At 61.3% G+C, this 18,241-nt stretch carries 15 protein-coding genes, 1 other RNA gene and 3 pseudogenes; 13 read left to right on the top strand and 6 right to left on the bottom strand.

Features of this window, described 5'->3' with window-relative positions; all coding sequences use genetic code 11:
• The first annotated feature begins 44 nt into the window (after nt 1–44).
• From BLU46_RS07815 to BLU46_RS07800, 4 genes are all read left to right on the top strand, one after another.
• On the top strand, nt 45–1,211 hold the full coding sequence (locus tag BLU46_RS07815) for a zinc-binding metallopeptidase family protein (RefSeq protein WP_093200402.1): 1,167 nt from the start codon (nt 45–47) through the stop codon (nt 1,209–1,211).
• A 111-nt stretch (nt 1,212–1,322) separates the two neighbouring features.
• Nucleotides 1,323–1,419, top strand: an RNA gene (ffs, locus tag BLU46_RS07810) — signal recognition particle sRNA small type.
• A 310-nt stretch (nt 1,420–1,729) separates the two neighbouring features.
• Nucleotides 1,730–2,776 carry an N-acetylmuramidase family protein gene (locus BLU46_RS07805; protein ID WP_063032315.1) on the top strand — a complete coding sequence of 349 codons (1,047 nt, stop codon included), beginning with the start codon at nt 1,730–1,732 and terminating at the stop codon, nt 2,774–2,776.
• Nucleotide 2,777: 1 nt separating this feature from the next.
• A complete protein-coding gene (locus BLU46_RS07800; RefSeq protein ID WP_093200399.1) occupies nt 2,778–3,389 on the top strand; it encodes an SH3 domain-containing protein in 612 nt (203 codons plus the stop codon).
• Nucleotides 3,390–3,446: 57 nt separating this feature from the next.
• On the opposite strand, the gene BLU46_RS07795 is transcribed toward BLU46_RS07800, so the two are convergent.
• Both BLU46_RS07795 and BLU46_RS07790 read right to left on the bottom strand, forming a co-directional pair.
• The gene (locus BLU46_RS07795) at nt 3,447–4,358 is read right to left on the bottom strand and encodes a DUF2167 domain-containing protein (protein WP_093200395.1); all 912 of its coding nucleotides are present in this window, start codon (nt 4,356–4,358) and stop codon (nt 3,447–3,449) included.
• Nucleotides 4,359–4,419: 61 nt separating this feature from the next.
• Nucleotides 4,420–5,283 (bottom strand): LysR family transcriptional regulator, encoded by an 864-nt coding sequence (locus BLU46_RS07790; RefSeq protein WP_003219067.1) that lies wholly within the window; start codon nt 5,281–5,283, stop codon nt 4,420–4,422.
• 97 nt (nt 5,284–5,380) lie between these two features.
• On the opposite strand from BLU46_RS07790, the gene BLU46_RS07785 reads away from it, so the two are divergent.
• Complete coding sequence (locus BLU46_RS07785; protein ID WP_093200392.1) at nt 5,381–6,349, top strand: DMT family transporter; 969 nt, start codon at nt 5,381–5,383, stop codon at nt 6,347–6,349.
• On the opposite strand, the gene BLU46_RS07780 is transcribed toward BLU46_RS07785, so the two are convergent.
• Nucleotides 6,263–6,634: a VOC family protein gene (locus BLU46_RS07780; RefSeq protein ID WP_081253206.1), complete on the bottom strand. Its 372-nt coding sequence runs from the start codon at nt 6,632–6,634 to the stop codon at nt 6,263–6,265. The two genes, BLU46_RS07785 and BLU46_RS07780, sit on opposite strands and share 87 nt — an antisense overlap.
• 148 nt (nt 6,635–6,782) lie before the next feature.
• Complete coding sequence (locus BLU46_RS07775) at nt 6,783–7,097, bottom strand: helix-turn-helix domain-containing protein (protein WP_003219061.1); 315 nt, start codon at nt 7,095–7,097, stop codon at nt 6,783–6,785.
• Between the two features lie 310 nt (nt 7,098–7,407).
• On the opposite strand from BLU46_RS07775, the pseudogene BLU46_RS33490 reads away from it, so the two are divergent.
• From BLU46_RS33490 to BLU46_RS07765, 3 genes and pseudogenes are all read left to right on the top strand, one after another.
• A pseudogene (locus BLU46_RS33490) lies at nt 7,408–7,884 on the top strand (PAS domain-containing protein); the annotation flags it as partial.
• 747 nt (nt 7,885–8,631) lie between these two features.
• Nucleotides 8,632–9,123: pseudogene (locus tag BLU46_RS33485) on the top strand (methyl-accepting chemotaxis protein); the annotation flags it as partial.
• 18 nt (nt 9,124–9,141) lie between these two features.
• Nucleotides 9,142–10,833, top strand: coding sequence for a putative bifunctional diguanylate cyclase/phosphodiesterase (locus BLU46_RS07765; protein ID WP_063032306.1), 1,692 nt, complete (start codon nt 9,142–9,144; stop codon nt 10,831–10,833).
• Between the two features lie 54 nt (nt 10,834–10,887).
• Here the strand turns inward: BLU46_RS07765 and BLU46_RS07760 are convergent, their stop codons facing one another.
• Nucleotides 10,888–11,637: a substrate-binding periplasmic protein gene (locus BLU46_RS07760; RefSeq protein ID WP_093200385.1), complete on the bottom strand. Its 750-nt coding sequence runs from the start codon at nt 11,635–11,637 to the stop codon at nt 10,888–10,890.
• A gap of 133 nt (nt 11,638–11,770) precedes the next feature.
• Here BLU46_RS07760 and dnaX point away from each other — a divergent pair, with 133 nt between their 5' ends.
• The 5 genes and pseudogenes from dnaX to BLU46_RS07730 all read left to right on the top strand — a co-directional run bounded on the left by dnaX (nt 11,771) and on the right by BLU46_RS07730 (nt 17,559).
• Nucleotides 11,771–13,825: a DNA polymerase III subunit gamma/tau gene (gene dnaX, locus BLU46_RS07755; RefSeq protein WP_093200382.1), complete on the top strand. Its 2,055-nt coding sequence runs from the start codon at nt 11,771–11,773 to the stop codon at nt 13,823–13,825.
• A gap of 43 nt (nt 13,826–13,868) precedes the next feature.
• Nucleotides 13,869–14,207 (top strand): YbaB/EbfC family nucleoid-associated protein, encoded by a 339-nt coding sequence (locus BLU46_RS07750; RefSeq protein WP_003193199.1) that lies wholly within the window; start codon nt 13,869–13,871, stop codon nt 14,205–14,207.
• 271 nt (nt 14,208–14,478) lie between these two features.
• The gene (locus tag BLU46_RS07745) at nt 14,479–15,513 is read left to right on the top strand and encodes an NADP-dependent oxidoreductase (RefSeq protein ID WP_063032300.1); all 1,035 of its coding nucleotides are present in this window, start codon (nt 14,479–14,481) and stop codon (nt 15,511–15,513) included.
• A 65-nt stretch (nt 15,514–15,578) separates the two neighbouring features.
• A complete protein-coding gene (gene recR, locus BLU46_RS07740) occupies nt 15,579–16,181 on the top strand; it encodes a recombination mediator RecR (RefSeq protein ID WP_003219049.1) in 603 nt (200 codons plus the stop codon).
• A 229-nt stretch (nt 16,182–16,410) separates the two neighbouring features.
• Nucleotides 16,411–17,559 (top strand): annotated as a pseudogene (locus BLU46_RS07730) (acyl-CoA dehydrogenase family protein).
• A 63-nt stretch (nt 17,560–17,622) separates the two neighbouring features.
• Here BLU46_RS07730 and BLU46_RS07725 read toward each other — a convergent pair.
• The gene (locus BLU46_RS07725) at nt 17,623–18,171 is read right to left on the bottom strand and encodes an adenine phosphoribosyltransferase (RefSeq protein ID WP_093200376.1); all 549 of its coding nucleotides are present in this window, start codon (nt 18,169–18,171) and stop codon (nt 17,623–17,625) included.
• Between the last annotated feature and the right edge of the window lie 70 nt (nt 18,172–18,241).

Raw genomic sequence — 18,241 nt, 5'->3', positions numbered from 1 at the left:
CCGGGCAATGCTCTAGTATTGGCAAGCTTCCGGGAGAGATCGCCATGTACCGCTTCTTCGAGCAACTCAGTTCGCGTATTGCCGCACCGTTCATGGCCGAGACCTCGCGCAACAGCAAGGTCTGGCAGTGTCGCTGTGGGCAGTCCCTGTTCTTTCGCAACAGCCAGTGCCTGGCCTGTTCGGCGCTGCTGGGCTACCAGCCCGAGCAGAGTCGCCTGTCATCCCTGCAGCCCGGCCCGTACGCCGATACCTGGCTGCTGGACGCCGACCCTCAAGCCGGTGCCTTTCGCCGCTGCGCCAACCTCGACACGCCGGCCGCCTGCAACTGGTTGCTGCCCGCCGACAATGGCCAGACCTTGTGCGTGGCCTGCAGCCTGAATCGCACCATTCCTGATCTGTCGATCCCTGAAAACCCCGAACGCTGGCGCAAGGTCGAGACCGCCAAGCGCCGCCTGGTGGCGCAACTCATCAGCCTGGGCTTGCAGGTCATTCCCAAGACCGTCGATGAAGACACTGGCCTGGCCTTCGATTTCGTCGGCATCGACCTGGAAGGCAACGCGCCCACCACCGGCCACGCCAATGGCCTGGTCACCCTTGATATCAAAGAAGCCGACGACGCCCACCGGGAAAAAATCCGTGTGCAGATGCGCGAGCCTTACCGCACCTTGCTCGGCCATTTTCGTCATGAGGTCGGCCACTACTACTGGGACCGCCTGATCGCCAACAGCCACTGGCTGGAACCGTTCCGCACGCTGTTCGGCGACGACCGCGCCAGCTACGCTGATGCCCTCGACCAGCACTACCAGAACGGCCCGCGCCCGGACTGGCAGCAAACCTGCGTCAGTGCCTACGCCACCATGCACCCGTGGGAAGACTGGGCGGAAACCTGGGCGCATTACCTGCACATGATGGACGCCGTCGACACCGCGCTGGGATTCGGCATGAGTGCTCGGGAGATGGACCTGGATTACCAGCCGTTCCCCCTGAGCACCCTCTATGACCCTGAACATCCCGGTGGCACGGCGTTCTTGTCATTCGTCAACGCATGGATCGAACTGGCCGGCATGCTCAACGAACTGTCCCGCAGCATGGGCCAGCCGGATTTCTATCCGTTCGTCCTGCCGCCGGCGGTGATTGCCAAGCTGCACTTCATTCACCTGGTGATCCAGCAAGAGGGCGGCAGGGCGGACGAGGTGTTGCAGGCCCAGTAGGCAAGTGCTTGAAGCCCTTCATATTTTAATCCCGCAGGAACGGTTGTAACTTCCGATGAGATCGGTACAATGGCCCCGCTTGCCGAGAGGCGAGCGTCGTTATGGTGATCCCATCGGTCCCCCCGCAACGATTACCCGTGAACCTGGTCAGAGCCGGAAGGCAGCAGCCACAGCGGGAACATTGTGTGCCGGGGTGTGGCTGGTGGGGTTGCCTCCATAACGCCACCTCCTTGATTCAAAAAAATACTTTTATGAAGCCCTTCGCTGACAATCGTCATCTGCGAAGCGATTTCTGCTGTTCGTCCTTCAGCACAGTGCTCACAAGCCCGAAAGCAATCGTTACCGGCAAAAGACTGTGAGGGCTCTTTCACAACTTCAAGCTTCCACTCTGGACAACCCAAAACCACCTTGCTAGTTTGCGCCAGTCACATATTTCAAAATATGTCGATGGCACATGGATGATATTAAAGTGATGGCGCTTTATGGCTCATTCACCTCAACTAACAAGGATGTCGGTCATGAAAAGCCTGCAAGGGTTGCCCACGCTTATCAGCGCTTCCGTCGGTGCCCCCGGCAAAGCCCGCAACTTGCCCGCCGACGTTCAGTGCATCCAGTATTTGTTCAACTTGATCACTCCCAAGTTGGGTTTCCCCTTGGCCGAAAACGGCAAGTGCGACGGCCAGTTGGTGCAGTGCATCAGCCAGTATCAGTTCCGCTATCTCAAGTACGCCCATCCCGATGGGGTGATCGACCCCACCGGGCGTACCTTCAATAGCCTGATCGAAGAGGCGGTGAAGGTGCCGGTCAAGTCGAATCCGGCCCTGCGCATTCCGACCTTCCTGAATGTGTTCGGCAACACCAGTTCCGATATGGTCCAGGCGACGGTCAACCATTACCTTGACCGCATGCGGGCGATGATCGAGGCCGAGCGGCGCAACCGGCAGATGATGCTCCAGGCCACGTGCGACGGCGGTACGACGCTGACGGACACCGACTTCCAGAACGCCGCCACACAGTTAGGCAGCGGAATTTCGGTCAATATCATCAAGGCGTTTGCCACGGTGGAGTCGGGCGGGCGCTCCGGGTTCGGGCCGGCCAAGTTGCCGGTGATCGCTTTTGAAGGGCATCACTTTCGCAAGTACACCCACCAGAAATACGATCAGACCCACCCGCTGTTGTCGTACCCCTACGTGCAAAAAGCCGGCCCCCAGTGGAAGGCCAACAACAAGGACCAGACCAAAGCCTGGGAAACCATGGCCACGGCCTTTGCGCTGGATCAGGAAGCGGCCTTGAAGTCGGCCTCCTGGGGTATGTTTCAGATAATGGGCTCCAACTTCACGGCATGTGGTTATAAAACGGTGTTTGAGTTTGTCGTGGCCATGAAGATAAACGCCGGGCATCAACTCAAGGCCTTCCTCGGTTTTTGCAGCCAGAGTCCTGCTTTGGTCAAGGCCATGAAGAACAAGGATTACGCCGCCATGGCGCTGAACTATAACGGCAAGGATTATGGCGATTATGACCATCGAATCAAAAAAGCCTACGAAGCACTTGAAGGGAAAAAATAGAATGCCGTTCAAACGTTGCCTGTCCCGATTGTTGGTTGCCTCTTTCGTGTGTGTTGCGGCGGGATCGCCGGCCTTTGCCGCTACGTTGCATTCTGGCAAGTACGAAGGGCTGATGCTGGCCGTGACGCCTGAGCATCAGGTAGAAGGTTTTTATGCTGAGGAGATGGGCGAGGGCGTGACTCGCACGTGTACGTTCTTCCTGCAGGGCAAGGTCGACGGCGCGAAGGCGTCGGTGTCCACGTGGCTGGATGCGGCCTATCCGGGAACCGTTGCGGCTTCCTCGGACGGCGTGACGTTGACGGTGGAGAAGGGTCGCGAACATCCCGGCTGCATCAGCGTGCTGATGCCGGAAATAGCCACCGGCCTGGACCTGACCCAGACGGCTGCCAAGAAGTGGATTGGCCTGGTGACCGTTTCGGCCGACAAGGCTTTCCTGCAGAAGACCCCGGACGCCAAGGCCAGTCACCGTGCCTACGTGGTCAAGGACGATGTGGTCGCGGTGCTGGCCTTCAAGGATGGCTGGGCCCAGGTCGAGTACATCAATGGCGAAGGCCGCTCTTCCAAGGGCTGGATCAGCCAGGACCAGTACGCCAGGCTGGCCCCTAAAGGCTGAAGCTGTTCCTCGCGCCGCGGTGTGCCAGGCACGCCGCGGCTTTTTTACGCCCGCAACTCAGGCCTTGTTACGGTTGAACAGCTTGCGGATAACGGCAAACAGCGCGACGACGCCCACCACCAGGAATTTCTTCGCCGCCAGCAGGAAGATGCCGATCTTGGCGAACAGCCCGGCCTTGGCCGCGATCCCGCCGGCAACCAGTGCGGCAAGGCCGTAGGTCGCGAGTTTGTCGGTCTTCGGGTTGAAGTCGGTGTACAGGTTGCCATCGGTGAAGTTGGTAAAGGCCAGAACCTTGGGCAACTCCTGCTTGATGGTGGCCAGGTCGGCCATGGCGGCGACGGCGTTGAGTTCCAGCACGCCTTCACGGCCCAGCACGCGGATGCTGTAGTTGAGGGTGGTCTGCTTGGCGTCGTCGGCTTTCAGCTCTCGGGCCCAGTACATCTTGTGGGTGGTGTCGTCGTAGTGCGGTGGCTCGGCCCAGCCCAGCAGGTGCAGGCCGGCGTACCCTTGTTTCTGGCGCTCCTTGTTGTCTTCGACGTCTTCTTCCTGCATTTGCTTGAGCAGTTCGGTGTAGTCGATTTTCGCGGCGTCTTCGTCAGAAATGTGCCCGTCGGCCTTGTAGCTGACGATCACCCCCCAACCGCGCTCCGTCAGCGGGCTGACGGATTTCGGCACGATCATGCCCAAGGTCTTGAAGCCCGGTGGGTTGCCCCAGCCATCGGTCAGCAGGCGCTCGGTGTCTGTGGGGTCGAGGTAGTAGAACTCGTCGTTCAGCTTGAGAGTTGCAATGCCGCCGGGCAGGGTGACGGTGCCGGTCTTCTGTTTGAGAGAGCCCAGAAAGTGCTCGGCGGTTTCGGGCGCTTCGGCGGGTGCAGCGGCTTCAACGGGGGCCGCCTTGGCGGCAGCAATGGCGGGGGCGACAGGCAGGCTCAGGGCGGCCGCCGCCAGCAACAGGCGGAAGTAATTCATGGTAGTCCCTTACAATTTGAATTAATTTCGCGGGAGGATAACTGAAACATGTTGCAACGGGTTAGCCGAATGTCTCCCGCAGCAGCCCCGCAAAGGCATCCCGCGCCAGGTGGCGTTGGGTGTCTTTGTGCCAGAACAGCAGGTTATCCACCGCAGCCAATTCGTCGAAGCGGTAGGACGTTAATTGGTTGGCCTGCTCGTAGCGCGCCAGGATGCCTTCTGGCGCCAGTGCCACGCCAATCCCCGCGCTGACGCAGCCAATGATCGTGCCCCAGCTGGCGTAGCTGGCGATGGCGGGCTTGATGTCGTGGGGCTTGAGCCAGTTTTCCAAGGCGGCGCGGTACGGGCAGCCGGGCGGCCAGACCAGCAAGGTGCGGCCGGCCAAGTCGCGCGCGTCCTCAATGGGCGCGCTGGAGGCGCTGGTGATCAGCACCAGGCGCTCGCTGTAGACCACGCTTTGTTCGAGCTTCGGGCGTTTGCCGCCGGCGGCCACCAGCGCCGCATCGATGCGGTGATGTTGCAAGTCATCGAGTAACTGCGCCCAGGCGCCGGTCACCAGTTCCAATTCCACCTGTGGATAGCGCCGATGGTATTCAGCCAACAACGGCGGCAGGCGGCCACTGGCACTGGATTCCACTGCGCCGATGCGCAGCTTGCCGCGGGGAATCGCGTTGCTGTCGACGGCGCGCTTGGACTCTTCCACCAGCGCCAGGATGCGCTCGCAGTAGTCGAGAAACACTTCGCCGGCGGCACTGATCGCCAACCCGCGCCCGGCACGAATGAACAGCGGGGTACCCAACTCGCTTTCCAGTTGCTTGATGCGCGTGGTGATGTTGGACGGCACGCAGTGCAGTTGCAGGGCGGCCTGGGCCACGCTGCCGGTTTGCGCCACGGCTTTCACCATTTTCAGTTGGGCCAGTTCCATCGCTCAGTTCCAGTGATTACAGAAGTCAGAAACGGTTAATTGTCCTGCGCCTTGCCGGGGCCAAGACTGACGGCATTCCCACTGCTGGACGCCGTTCATGAATGCCCCGTCACCCGTAAAGCTTACGCTAGTCACTGCCAGCGTCATCCTCTGTTGGGCGTATTCGCCGATTGGTGTGCACATGGCCTTGCACAGTTACAGTCCGGGCCAATTGGCCTTGGGGCGGTTTCTGATTGCTTCGGTGTTGATGGCTGGAGTCGCGCTGACGGCGAAGATCGAGCGCCCACGGCTGCGGGACCTGCCGTGGCTGCTGGTGCTGGGGTTCTTCGGGATTTTCCTGCACCACCTCACCATCAATTTCGGCCAGCAATTTGTCACGGCTTCCGCGTCCAGTGTGCTGGCGCAGTCCGTCCCGCTGTTTACGGTGCTGGTGGCGTTTTTCGGCTTGAAGGAGCGGGTGACCGGCTGGCGCTGGGGTTGCGTGTTGCTGGGTTTGAGCGGGGTGCTGGTAGTGATCTGGGGCGAGCATGGCCTCGGCAAGATTGATCCCCGTGGCTTGATGATCCTGGTGGCGGCGCTGTCATGGAGCCTTTACTTCACCCTCCAGAAACACTATTCCCGGCGCTACAGCCCGCTGACCACGGTGTGCTACACGGTGTGGTCGGGCACCTTGCTGCTGTGTGTCTATTTGCCGGGTTTGCCGGCGGTGGTGGCGCAATCATCAACCCAGGCCAATTGGGCGGTGTTGTTGCTCGGCGTGTTCCCCAGCGCCATGGCCTACCTGGCCTGGGCCTATGTGTTGCGGCATGTCGAGGTCAGCCGCGCTTCAGTGGCGTTGTACCTGGTGCCGCCGGTGGCAATGGTGATGGCTGCCACGCTGCTGGGCGAGCAGGTTTCGATGCGGGTCGTGCTGGGTGGCCTGATCGTGCTGGCCAGTGTCGGCGCCATCAGCCTGGAAGGACGCTGGCGCCGCAAGCCGTCACGGGTTCACGGTGAACACCCGCAAGCGGTGACCGTCGGGGTCCTGGGCGACAAAGGTGTAGCCGAAGTCCGCCTCGACCGGTGACTGGATGATGCTCATCCCGAGTTGCACCCAGCGCGTGTGCAGCTCGTCGACCGCTGCGATATCCGCGACGCAGAAACCCACCTCGCTACCGCCGACCGTGGCTTGGGCCGCAGGCTCCACGGTGTGGCGCGACCACAGGCCGAGTTTCACCCCGTTGTCGAGAATGAACAGCGCGAACGTCGGCCCCAGTTCCACCGGGGGCTTGTCCAGCAAACGGCTGTAGAGGTTGGCACTGGTGGCCGGGCTGTCGACGTACAACAAAAAGTAATGGGCAATGCTATTCATGATGATATCCCTGATATTGCGCGGCAATGGCGCGGCTCAGTCCCTAGTCTAAGGGGCTGTCCTGTCAGTTCATGTCAGGAGTCATCAAGCAAAGAGCAGACAGTCTCGCTGTCTGCTCTTTTTGTTGCGTGCACGTGTGTTGCGAGCTCTAAGGCTTGGACAAGGCCTGGTCTACCGCTGCGATCAGCTTTCCCAGATCCTTCGGGGTGGCTTTATGAATGACACCGAACAGATAAGCGCGCTGTTCCTCCTCGTCGACCAGGTCTGCGAAAAAGACTTTCAGCTTCACTCCCAGCGCCTCTGCAAACAAGAACAGAGCCTCGACGCTGGGTGTATAGGTGCCGGTTTCGAAGCGGCTGATGGTTTTAGGGTCAAAACCGGTTTTTTCACCTAGTTCAGCCTGAGTAAGCCCTGCGACCTTGCGGTAACGTCTGATGGCTGGACCCAAACTTGAAATGTGCATCGCTCAATTCCCATTTAGAATCAAGAACTTAACGATAAATCTTAAAATTAGACAACCGCATGTACCATCACCTTTTCTTGCAAAATGTGATGTAATTCGTAGAATCGGCATCTAGGACAAGTATTTGGTGGTCTCGTTTCAGAAGGCAGGTTTATGAAACAGGAAATCATTGCTCTCTCCTTACTCTCATAAATGTGCCCATAAAACGGACGCTTGGCAGAGACTGAAATGTCGCTCGTCAGTGCCACGCTTCATTGCGCCTCACGTGCCGGATACCCGAATTCAAGCCTAGTTGATCATCACTGAATGGATGATGAATTGCTGTGCAAAATCGTGGGTTTGCGCCCGTTTGCGGCCAACCAGCCGATCGACGGCGCAGCCCGACTGGAAATACGAATCCGCCTGTCCTGCCTACCCGGTGGTCGAGAGGGCGATCGAATGCTGTCCATGGAGCTTTAACGTGCGTCTCAATTTGCCGGTCACTGCTGTTGAACAGACTTTTGGGGAGCAGCAACGGCTAATTTCCGCGACTGACGTCAACAGCCACATTACCTACTGCAACGCCGAGTTTGCCGCCATGAGCGGCTTTACCCAGGCCGAGCTGATCGGCAGCACCCACAACCTGGTGCGCCACCCGGACATGCCGCCTGCCGTTTTCCAACTGATGTGGAGCTACCTCAAGGCCGGGCAGAGCTGGATGGGCGTGGTGAAGAACCGCTGCAAGAACGGCAACTACTATTGGGTCAGTGCCTATGTGACGCCGATTCTCGAAGACGGGCGGCTGACGGGCTACGAGTCGGTGCGGGTCAAGCCCACCCGCGAACAGGTACGGCGCGCCGAAGCGCTGTACGCACGTTTGCAGGCTGGTGGTGCGGCGGTCGCGCCAGTGCGGCGCCTGGCGTCCATGGCTCAGGCCTTGGCTTTGCCATTGGTGGCCGCAGCAGCCAGTGTCGCCGCCTTTCAATGGCTTCCGGGTGTGTGGGGGCAGGCGGTGACCGTTGGCCTGTTTCTCGGTGTAGGTATCTGGGCCCATCAACGCTTGGGACTACAGCTCAAGCGGATTGTGCAGAACACGCCCAATACCTTTTCCGACCCCATCAGCGCCATGACCTACAGCGATGCGCTGGGGCCGACCGCGCAGCTGGAAATGATCCTGATCAGCGAAGAAGCGCGGCTTAAAACCGCCCTGACGCGCCTCAGCGACCTGGCCAACCAGATGGCCGAAGCCGCTGCCCACTCCAGCGTGCTGTCGAGCACCACCGAATCGGCGCTGCTGGAGCAACGCGCCGAGACCGACATGACTGCCGCCGCCATGACCGAAATGGCCGCGTCCATCGCCGAAGTGGCGGTGCACGTTCAACAAACCGCCAGTGAAGCCCACACCGCCAACACCCTCGCCGAGCAAGGCAGCCAGGTGGCGGGCACGTCCCGTGAGGCGATCCAGTTGCTGGCCGGCACCGTCACCCAGATCAACCAGGCGGTGGGTAACCTGGCCGGGCAGACCCAGCAAATCCAGGTGGCCGCGAGTATGATCCAGGCGATCGCCGACCAGACCAACCTGCTGGCCCTAAACGCGGCCATTGAAGCGGCACGCGCCGGTGAGCAGGGCCGCGGCTTTGCCGTGGTGGCCGACGAGGTGCGTGCACTGGCGGGCAAGACCCGCGAGTCGACCCAGCAGATCCAGGGCATTATCCAGAACCTGCGGGCCGGCGCCGATGAGGCGGTCGAGATCGCGAGCCTGGGCATTCACGAAGCCGAGCAGGGCGTGCAGCAGGTGCTTGAGGCCCAGCAGGCGTTGCAGGGCATTCGCCATGCGGTGGAACGTATTACCAACATGAGTCAGCAAATGGCTGCTGCCTCCCAGGAACAATCCCACGTCGCCGAGGAAGTTTCACAACAGATCAATAACGTCGCCGCCACGGTGCAAAAGACAGCGGGCAATGCCAACGCTGCAGTCACCCGTGGCAGGGAACTCGAAAGCATCTCTTCCGGGTTGCGCGCCCTGGTCGAGCGGTTCAACCGCTAGCCACAGTGAGCCTGACTCATGGACGAGAAATACCGCAGGGCCGTGGATGCAGCCGCCATTTTCTCCGAGACAGACCTGGCGGGCCGCATCACTTACGTCAATGACCAGTTCTGCGGCATGTCCGGCTACGGGCGTGACGAGTTGCTGGGGCAAAACCATCGCATTCTTAGCTCGGGACTGCACCCTGTGGGGTTCTTCCAGGGCATGTGGCAAGCCATCAGCGAAGGCCGGGTGTGGCGTGGGGAAATCTGCAACCGGGCCAAGGACGGAACCCTGTATTGGGTAGACAGCACCATGGTGCCGCTGATCGATGAGAAGACCGGGCGGGTGCAGAAGTACGTGTCGATCCGCTTTGATGTCAGCGAAAAGCGCCAGTTGTTGCACACCCTGCAATGGCGGGTCGGCCACGACGTGCTGACCGGCTTGCCGAACCGTGCCTATCTGTCCGAATTACTTAACCAGTCCCTGGAATTCTCCCGCAGCGAAGACATCCCGCTGGCGCTGTGCATGCTCGACCTGGACGGTTTCAAGGCGGTCAACGATGGTTACGGGCATGCCTGCGGTGATTTGTTGTTGGTGGAAGTGGCCACGCGCTTGCGGGAGATCATTCGCGGCGAGGACGTGGTCGCCCGGCTGGCCGGTGACGAATTTGTCCTGATCCTGCGTTACGTGCGTGACATCGACGAGCTGAACGCCGCCTTGCTGCGCATTCTCAAGGCGATCTCCGAGCCGTACTCGATCCAGGGGGCCGAACTGAACGTTTTCGCCAGCATCGGCGTCACGCTGTTTCCCCTGGATGACGAGGACGCCGACACCCTGCTGCGCCATGCCGACCAGGCGATGTATGTGGCCAAGCAGAGCGGGCGCAACCGTTACCAGTTGTTTGATGTGTCCCTGGAGCAGGAGGTGAAGGCCAGCCACCAGACCGTGCAGCAGATTCGCCAGGCGTTGGCGGCGGGCCAGTTGTGCCTGCATTACCAGCCCAAGGTCAATCTGCGCTGCGGCACGGTGGTGGGGTTCGAAGCGTTATTGCGCTGGCAGCACCCCGAGCGCGGGTTGGTGGCGCCGGGGGATTTCCTGCCGCTGATCGAGCAGACCGACCTGATTGTCGACATCGGGGAATGGGTGATCGCCCAGGTGTTGGCGCAAATGCATCACTGGCAGGCCCATGGGCACGGGTGGTCGGTGAGCGTGAATATCGCGGCACGGCATTTCCAGCGGGAGGATTTTGTTGAGCGGCTGCAAGAGTTGCTGGAGCAATGGCCCGAGGTGGAGCCGCACCGGCTGGACCTGGAAATTGCCGAGTCGGTGGCCATCGACAATATCCAGCGCGTCACCCAGCACCTGGAAGCGTGCCAGGCTCTGGGCGTGCAGTTCTCCCTTGATGACTTTGGCACTGGCTATTCCTCCCTGAGTTACCTCAAGCGCCTGCCGACCCAGACCATCAAGATCGACAAGTCGTTTGTGCGGGACATCCTGCACGACAAGGATGACCTGGCGTTGACCAAGGCGGTGATCGGCCTGGCCCGTGCGTTTGGCCGCGAAGTGATTGCCGAAGGCCTGGAAACCCTGGAGCACGGGCAGCTATTGATGCGCATGGGCTGCGAAGTGGCCCAGGGCTATTTCATCGCCCGGCCGATGCCGGCGGGGGAGGTCCCTGGTTGGGTGGAGGGGTTCAGGCCGCCGGCGCAGTGGCAAAAGCTTGAGTGATGTTTACTGTGGCGAGGGAGCAAGCTCCCTCGCCGCAAGGTAAATCAGGCGATCTTAAGGGGAGGGTGCGCTGTTCCCGATATACAACTGGATGATTTCATCAATCTCCCCGGACATCTTCATCCGCAGCAATGTGCGCAGGATCTGCTGCCCCGGCACCTGCGGGTCGTTACGCACATAGCACCCCAGGCTTTGTTGCTCGATCACGGCCACCGTGTGCAGGCGCTCTGTGGGCGGTAATTGCTGGTTGAAGCGGTCGAGGATCCATTCGTTGATCACCGCATACTTGAAGCGTCCGGCCACCAGCTTTTGCAGCACCTGCTCTTCACTGCGGCTGTCTTCGCGGCTGAACTGGCCGCTGGCGAAGCGTGCCTCCAGGGTCGGGTAGCTATAGCCGAGTACCGTGCCGATATGTTGCGGGGCCAGGCTGTCCAGCGCCACTGATAGCGGCGGCACGTGCGCGGTGACCAACACATTGCGTTGCACCAGCAGTGGAATGCTCCAGGTGTAATCACCGGACAGGTTGTTCAGCCACGCCGGCGTCACGTAGCAGCGCACATCCACATCCCCGCGTTCCATGGCGGTATCGATGCGCGCACGGGGCAGCACATGGAATTTCGCAGGGCGGCCGACCTGGGTGGCCAGGCTCAACATCAGGTCATACAAAATCCCTTGGGTCGGCTGGCCCTGGTCGAGTTGCACCATGGGCATGGTCCAGCTGTCGGAAATGGAGAAACGCAGAGGTGCGGGTGCCGCCAGGCTGACCGTGGCAATCATCCACAAGGCGCCCAGGACTGCGCGCATAAACTCTCCGGGTTCAGCCTTCTACAGGCTTGGTTAGACCAGCTTAGTCAGATTAGACGAGCGTGCCGGATGCAATTTCCCCCTTGCTCCGCTAGCATTACCCGCTTCCGCTTCCCAGTTGCGACGGTTTTCGATGAGTTATCAGGTTCTTGCACGTAAATGGCGTCCGCGCTCGTTCCGCGAAATGGTCGGCCAGACCCATGTGCTCAAGGCTCTGATCAATGCCTTGGACAGCCAACGGCTGCACCACGCCTACCTGTTCACCGGTACCCGCGGTGTGGGCAAGACCACCATTGCCCGCATCATCGCCAAGTGCCTGAACTGTGAAACCGGCATCACCTCGACGCCGTGCGGTACCTGCTCGGTGTGCCGGGAAATCGACGAAGGGCGCTTTGTCGACCTGATCGAGATCGACGCCGCGAGCCGCACCAAGGTCGAAGACACCCGCGAGTTGCTCGATAACGTGCAGTACGCACCGAGCCGTGGCCGCTTCAAGGTCTACCTGATCGACGAAGTGCACATGCTGTCCAGCCACTCCTTCAACGCCCTGTTGAAAACCCTGGAAGAGCCGCCGCCCTACGTCAAATTCATCCTGGCCACCACCGACCCGCAGAAACTTCCTGCAACGATTCTGTCGCGGTGCCTGCAGTTCTCCCTGAAAAACATGACCCCGGAGCGTGTGGTCGAGCATTTGACCCACGTGCTGGGCGTCGAGAACGTACCGTTCGAAGACGACGCCCTGTGGTTGCTGGGCCGCGCCGCCGACGGCTCGATGCGCGACGCCATGAGCCTCACCGACCAGGCCATCGCCTTTGGTGAAGGCAAGGTCATGGCCGCCGACGTGCGGGCGATGCTCGGCACTCTCGACCACGGCCAAGTGTTCGATGTGCTGCACGCGCTGATCGAAGGCGACGCCAAGGCGTTGCTCGAGGCCGTGCGCCATCTGTCCGAGCAAGGCCCGGACTGGAATGGCGTGCTCTCGGAAATCCTTAATGTGTTGCACCGCGTCGCCATCGCCCAGGCCCTGCCTGAAGGTGTCGACAACGGCCACGGCGACCGCGACCGCGTGTTGGCCCTGGCCCAGGCGTTGCCGGCCGAAGACGTGCAGTTCTACTACCAGATGGGCCTGATTGGCCGGCGTGACTTGCCGCTGGCACCTGACCCGCGCGGCGGCTTCGAAATGGTCCTGCTGCGAATGCTGGCCTTCAGGCCCGCCGACACGGCGGATGCACCGAGACAGCCGCTAAAGCCAGTGGGGATCAGCCAGGCCACAGTTGATTCCGCCAAACCAGTGGCTGGCCCGGCTGTCGCCGCGCCAGTGGTTGCGCCGCCTGCGGCTGTTGCTCCCGCGCCAGCCCCGGTTGTCGCTGAGCCGGTGGCGCCTGTGGTCGTGCCTGAGCCGGTGGTCGAGCCTGCGCCCGTGCCTGAAGTCGACCTGCCGTGGAATGACCCGGTAGAAGCCGAGGTCGAGCTGCAGCCTGCCGTCGAGCCGGTGCTGGAAACCACCAGCGAGCAGCCTGAACTGACACCCATGCCCGCGCCGACCCCGGACAGCGTAGTGCCGGACGCCCCCGAGTGGGTTTCGGCCCCGGTGCCGGAGCCGACCGTCGCGCAAGTGGACGCCGCCACCCCGGGCACCGACCTCGACGACGAGCCGCCGCTGGACGAAGACTATATCGAGCCAGACATGGATTCGGCCTACAGCTACCTGGACGACCTGGCCAGCGAACACACCGCCGAGCCTGCCCCGGAGCCGGAACCTGAACCCGCCGCGATGCCGGCCACCGGCCTGGCGTTGCAATGGCTGGAGCTGTTCCCGAAACTGCCGATCTCCGGCATGACCGGCAGCATCGCCGCCAACTGCACACTGATTGCCGTGGATGGCGACCATTGGTTGTTGCACCTGGACCCGGCCCACAGCGCCCTGTTCAACGCGACCCAGCAACGCCGGCTCAACGATGCCCTGAACCAGTTCCACGGGCGCACACTGACTATCAGCATCGAGCTGATCAAGCCCGAGCAGGAAACCCCGGCCCAGGCGGCGTCCCGCCGCCGGGTCAACCGCCAGCGCGAGGCTGAAGAGTCGATCCACGGTGATCCGCTCATCCAGCAGATGATGGAGCAGTTTGGTGCGGTGGTGCGGCACGATACTATTGAACCTGTAGAAGCCCCGGTTCAGGCGTCATAAGCCGGGGCCAATAATTGATCCACGTACTTTTGAGGTGATTCCCATGATGAAAGGTGGCATGGCCGGCCTGATGAAGCAGGCACAGCAGATGCAGGAAAAAATGGCCAAGATGCAGGAAGAACTGGCCAACGCCGAAGTCACCGGTAAAGCCGGTGGCGATATGGTCAGTGTGGTGATGACCGGTCGTCACGACATCAAGCGCGTGAGCATCGACCCAAGCGTATTGCCAGGTGTGGGCGAAGACGACCTGGAAATGCTCGAAGCGCTGTTTGCCGCGGCCGTCAACGACGCCGTGCGCAAGATCGAGGCCAACAGCCAGGACAAAATGTCCGGCGTGACCGCTGGCATGCAACTGCCACCGGGTATGAAGCTGCCGTTCTGATCGGCAAGCGCAGCACCGAAAATGCCAGGCCCCGTGCCTGGCATTTTTTTGGCCGTCTATTTTCCATACTCGTAGCAGCTGTCGAGCGCCAGCGAGGCTGCGTCGGCAGCGACTCGGTCCCACGCCTGGCATGAACGCAGCGGTGCGGCTAACGTAGCCTCGCTGGCGCTCGACAACTGCTACTGCGAGAGTTTTGTCGAACCCTGGGCCCTGTGTTGGGGTCTGCACCCTATACCGTTGAATTCAATCACCGATAGAAGGAGCCTCGCTGATGACCGAAGCATTGACCCTCAACCAGCGCATCGTGCTGGTCTCACGCCCCCACGGCGCACCGGTGCCGGAAAACTTTCGCCTGGAGCGCGTCGCGCTGCCGGAACTGGCCGACGGCCAGGTCCTGCTGAAAACCCTTTACCTGTCGCTGGATCCCTACATGCGCGGGCGCATGAGTGATGCGCCGTCCTACGCCGCGCCGGTGGAAATCGACGAGGTGATGACCGGTGGCGCTGTCAGCCGTATCGAACAGTCCCGCAACCCCAAGTTCGAAGTGGGTGACCTGGTGGTCGGTTCCACCGGCTGGCAGAGCCACAGCATCTCCGATGGCCGCAACCTGGTGCCGGTGCCCAAGGGCCTCGCCAGTCCGTCCATGGCCTTGGGTGTGCTGGGTATGCCCGGCATGACCGCTTACATGGGCCTTATGGATATCGGCCAACCCAAGTCCGGGGAAACCCTGGTAGTGGCGGCGGCTTCCGGCGCGGTGGGCTCGGTGGTCGGCCAGGTGGCAAAGATCAAGGGCCTGCGGGTGGTCGGTGTGGCGGGTGGTGCCGAGAAGTGCCGCTATGTGGTGGACGAGCTGGGCTTTGATGCCTGTGTCGATCACAAGAGCGACAACTTTGCCGAGGAACTTGCCCAGGCGTGTCCCGAGGGCATCGACATCTACTTTGAAAACGTTGGTGGCAAGGTGTTCGACGCGGTGGTGCCGTTGCTGAATGCCAAGGCCCGAATCCCGTTGTGTGGCCTGATCGCCGGCTACAACGCCCACGAAGCGCCCAGCGGCCCCGACCGGCTGCCGGCGCTGCAGCGCACCCTGCTGACCAAGCGTGTGCGCATTCAGGGCTTTATCGTGTTCGACGACTACGGCGACCGTCAGCCGGAATTCCTCAGCGCCATGGCGCCGTGGGTGCGGGATGGCAAGATCAAGTTCCGCGAAGACGTGGTGGAAGGCCTGGAGCAGGCACCAGAAGCCTTTATCGGTTTGCTGGAGGGGCGCAACTTCGGCAAGTTGGTGGTGCACGTCGCACAAGATTGAGCATTTGACGCTAATCCGGGGCGCGGGTATAAACCGCGTCTCGTTGTTTTGTCGGACCTTTCCCCATGAGCTTCAGCCCCCTGATTCGTCAACTGATCGACGCCCTGCGCACTTTGCCAGGCGTGGGTCAGAAAACCGCCCAGCGCATGGCGCTGCAACTGCTGGAGCGTGATCGCAGCGGTGGCTCCCGACTGGCCCAGGCCTTGAGCCAGGCCATGGAAGGGGTAGGCCACTGCCGCCAGTGCCGCACCCTGACCGAGGAAGAACTCTGCCCGCAATGCGCCGACCCGCGTCGCGACGACACGCTGCTGTGCGTAGTGGAAGGGCCGATGGACGTGTACGCGGTGGAGCAGACCGGTTACCGCGGGCGCTACTTTGTGCTCAAGGGCCATCTGTCGCCGCTGGACGGCCTGGGGCCGGAAGCTATCGGTATTCCGCAACTGGTGACGCGGATCGAGGAGCAGGGCACCTTCGTCGAGGTGATCTTGGCCACCAACCCTACGGTGGAAGGCGAAGCGACGGCCCATTACATCGCGCAGTTGCTGACCAACAAAGGCCTGATCACCTCGCGCATCGCCCACGGTGTGCCGTTGGGTGGCGAGCTGGAACTGGTGGATGGCGGGACCTTGGCGCATTCGTTTGCCGGACGTAAGCCGATCGCTCTGTAACAAACACCGCAGGACAACATGTGGGAGCTGGGCTTTATGTGGGAGCTGGCTTGCCTGCGATGCAAACAACTCGGTCTTTCAGTTAAACCGAGGTGATGCTATCGCAGGCAAGCCAGCTCCCACATTTGATCTTTACTGTTCATCTAAGTCTTCGTCAGGCTCTGCCTTGTGCCTTGATAACCAAGCAAGCGCTTGGTAAGTTCGCTCCACCTTCCCGTGGAGCTTGCCGATGTCTACCTATCAGGAATACTTCGACCCCAGCCACCAATTGGTCCGCGACAGCGTACGCCGTTTCGTCGAGCGCGAGATGTTGCCGGACATCGAGCAGTGGGAGGAGGCCGAGAGCTTCCCCCGGGAGCTGTATCTCAAGGCCGGCGCGGCGGGGATCCTGGGGATCGGTTACCCCGAAGCCCTCGGCGGCAGCCACGAAGGTGATCTGTTCGCCAAGGTCGCGGCCAGCGAAGAGCTGATGCGCTGCGGCTCCGGCGGTGTGGTGGCGGGGTTGGGCTCACTGGATATCGGCTTGCCACCCATCGTCAAATGGGCCCGGCCTTAAGTGCGCGATCGTGTCGCGCCGCAGGTTTTGTCCGGCGAGAAGATCGCCGCCCTGGCGGTCACCGAGCCCGGAGGCGGCTCCGATGTCGCCAGCCTGCAAACCCGTGCCGTGCGCGACGGTGATCATTATCGGGTCAGCGGCAGCAAAACCTTTATCACCAGCGGCCAGCGCGCCGACTTCTACACCGTCGCGGTACGTACCGGGGGGCCGGGCTTTGCCGGCATCAGCCTGTTGTTGATCGAAAAGGGCACGCCTGGTTTTACCACCGGTACACCGCTGAAGAAAATGGGCTGGTGGGCGTCGGACACTGCCGAATTGTTTTTCGATGATTGCCGCGTACCCGTAGGCAATCTGATCGGCGTCGAGAACATGGGCTTCGCCTGCATCATGGGCAACTTCCAGAGCGAGCGGCTGGCCCTCGCCTTGATGGCCAACATGACGGCGCAAATGGCCCTGGAAGAAAGCCTGAAATGGGCCACCCAGCGAGAAGCGTTCGGCAAACCCATCGGCAAGTTCCAGGTGCTCAAGCATCGCTTGGCGGAAATGGCCACGGCGGTGGAAGTCTCTCGGGAGTTCACCTACCGCCAGGCCGCCAAGATGGCCGCGGGCAAGAGTGTAATCAAGGAGATTTCCATGGCCAAGAACCTCGCCACTGATACCGCCGACCGCGCGACCTACGATGCCGTGCAGATTCTCGGCGGCCAGGGGTACATGCGCGGCAACCTGGTGGAGCGGCTGTATCGCGACAACCGCATCCTGTCCATCGGTGGCGGGACTCGGGAAGTGATGAACGAAATCATCAGCAAGCAGATGGGCCTGTAGAAAGCGCTTTTGTGGCGAGGGAGCTCCCTGCCACACAAGCTCCCTCGCCACACGAATCCCGGGTTATTGGTATGTCAGCGCAAACTGCGTCAGGCAGAAGGTAGGAATGCCCATGTCTTCCAGGCGCTGGGAACCACCCAGCTCCGGCAGATCGATGATCGCCGCCGCTTCGAAAATCCGTGCGCCCATGCGCCGGGCCAGGTTGGCTGCCGCGATCAGCGTGCCGCCGGTGGCAATCAAGTCATCGAACATCAGCACCGAATCACCTTCACACAGGCTGTCGGCGTGCACTTCCAGGAAGGCTTCGCCGTACTCGGTCTGGTAACCCTCGGCCAGCACGTCAGCCGGCAATTTGCCTTGCTTGCGGAACAGGATCAGCGGTTTGTTCAACTGATAGGCAATGATCGAACCGATCAAAAAGCCCCGGGCATCCATCGCGCCAATGTGGGTGAACTCGGCTTCGACGTAGCGGTGCACAAAGGTATCGGCCACCAGGCGCAAAGCCTTGGGCGACTGAAACAGCGGCGTGATATCACGAAAGATCACCCCAGGCTTGGGGAAGTCGATGACTGGGCGAATCAGGGATTTGATGTCGAACGAATCGAAGACCATCGTCGAGGAGTCCTGGGGAGGAAAACGGACTCGAAGTATACCTGCGGCCCAGCCGATTGGCTCGGCCGCA

Origin of the sequence: Pseudomonas yamanorum, from assembly GCF_900105735.1 — a bacterium.
Taxonomy (GTDB): Bacteria; Pseudomonadota; Gammaproteobacteria; order Pseudomonadales; family Pseudomonadaceae; genus Aquipseudomonas; species Aquipseudomonas yamanorum.
The sequence above is the reverse complement of the archived record's forward strand: the minus strand, read 5'-3'. Positions and strand labels throughout refer to the sequence as shown.

Bases quoted from the DNA above. Each gene is read 5' to 3' on its own strand.
- BLU46_RS07785 (WP_093200392.1), top strand. From the start codon at position 5,381: ATGAATGCCCCGTCACCCGTAAAGCTTACGCTAGTCACTGCCAGCGTC.
- BLU46_RS07780 (WP_081253206.1), bottom strand. From the start codon at position 6,634: ATGAATAGCATTGCCCATTACTTTTTGTTGTACGTCGACAGCCCGGCC.
- BLU46_RS07775 (WP_003219061.1), bottom strand. From the start codon at position 7,097: ATGCACATTTCAAGTTTGGGTCCAGCCATCAGACGTTACCGCAAGGTC.
- BLU46_RS07800 (WP_093200399.1), top strand. From the start codon at position 2,778: ATGCCGTTCAAACGTTGCCTGTCCCGATTGTTGGTTGCCTCTTTCGTG.
- BLU46_RS07750 (WP_003193199.1), top strand. From the start codon at position 13,869: ATGATGAAAGGTGGCATGGCCGGCCTGATGAAGCAGGCACAGCAGATG.
- BLU46_RS07765 (WP_063032306.1), top strand. From the start codon at position 9,142: ATGGACGAGAAATACCGCAGGGCCGTGGATGCAGCCGCCATTTTCTCC.
- BLU46_RS07815 (WP_093200402.1), top strand. From the start codon at position 45: ATGTACCGCTTCTTCGAGCAACTCAGTTCGCGTATTGCCGCACCGTTC.
- BLU46_RS07795 (WP_093200395.1), bottom strand. From the start codon at position 4,358: ATGAATTACTTCCGCCTGTTGCTGGCGGCGGCCGCCCTGAGCCTGCCT.
- dnaX (WP_093200382.1), top strand. From the start codon at position 11,771: ATGAGTTATCAGGTTCTTGCACGTAAATGGCGTCCGCGCTCGTTCCGC.
- BLU46_RS07805 (WP_063032315.1), top strand. From the start codon at position 1,730: ATGAAAAGCCTGCAAGGGTTGCCCACGCTTATCAGCGCTTCCGTCGGT.
- BLU46_RS07760 (WP_093200385.1), bottom strand. From the start codon at position 11,637: ATGCGCGCAGTCCTGGGCGCCTTGTGGATGATTGCCACGGTCAGCCTG.
- recR (WP_003219049.1), top strand. From the start codon at position 15,579: ATGAGCTTCAGCCCCCTGATTCGTCAACTGATCGACGCCCTGCGCACT.
- BLU46_RS07790 (WP_003219067.1), bottom strand. From the start codon at position 5,283: ATGGAACTGGCCCAACTGAAAATGGTGAAAGCCGTGGCGCAAACCGGC.
- BLU46_RS07745 (WP_063032300.1), top strand. From the start codon at position 14,479: ATGACCGAAGCATTGACCCTCAACCAGCGCATCGTGCTGGTCTCACGC.
- BLU46_RS07725 (WP_093200376.1), bottom strand. From the start codon at position 18,171: ATGGTCTTCGATTCGTTCGACATCAAATCCCTGATTCGCCCAGTCATC.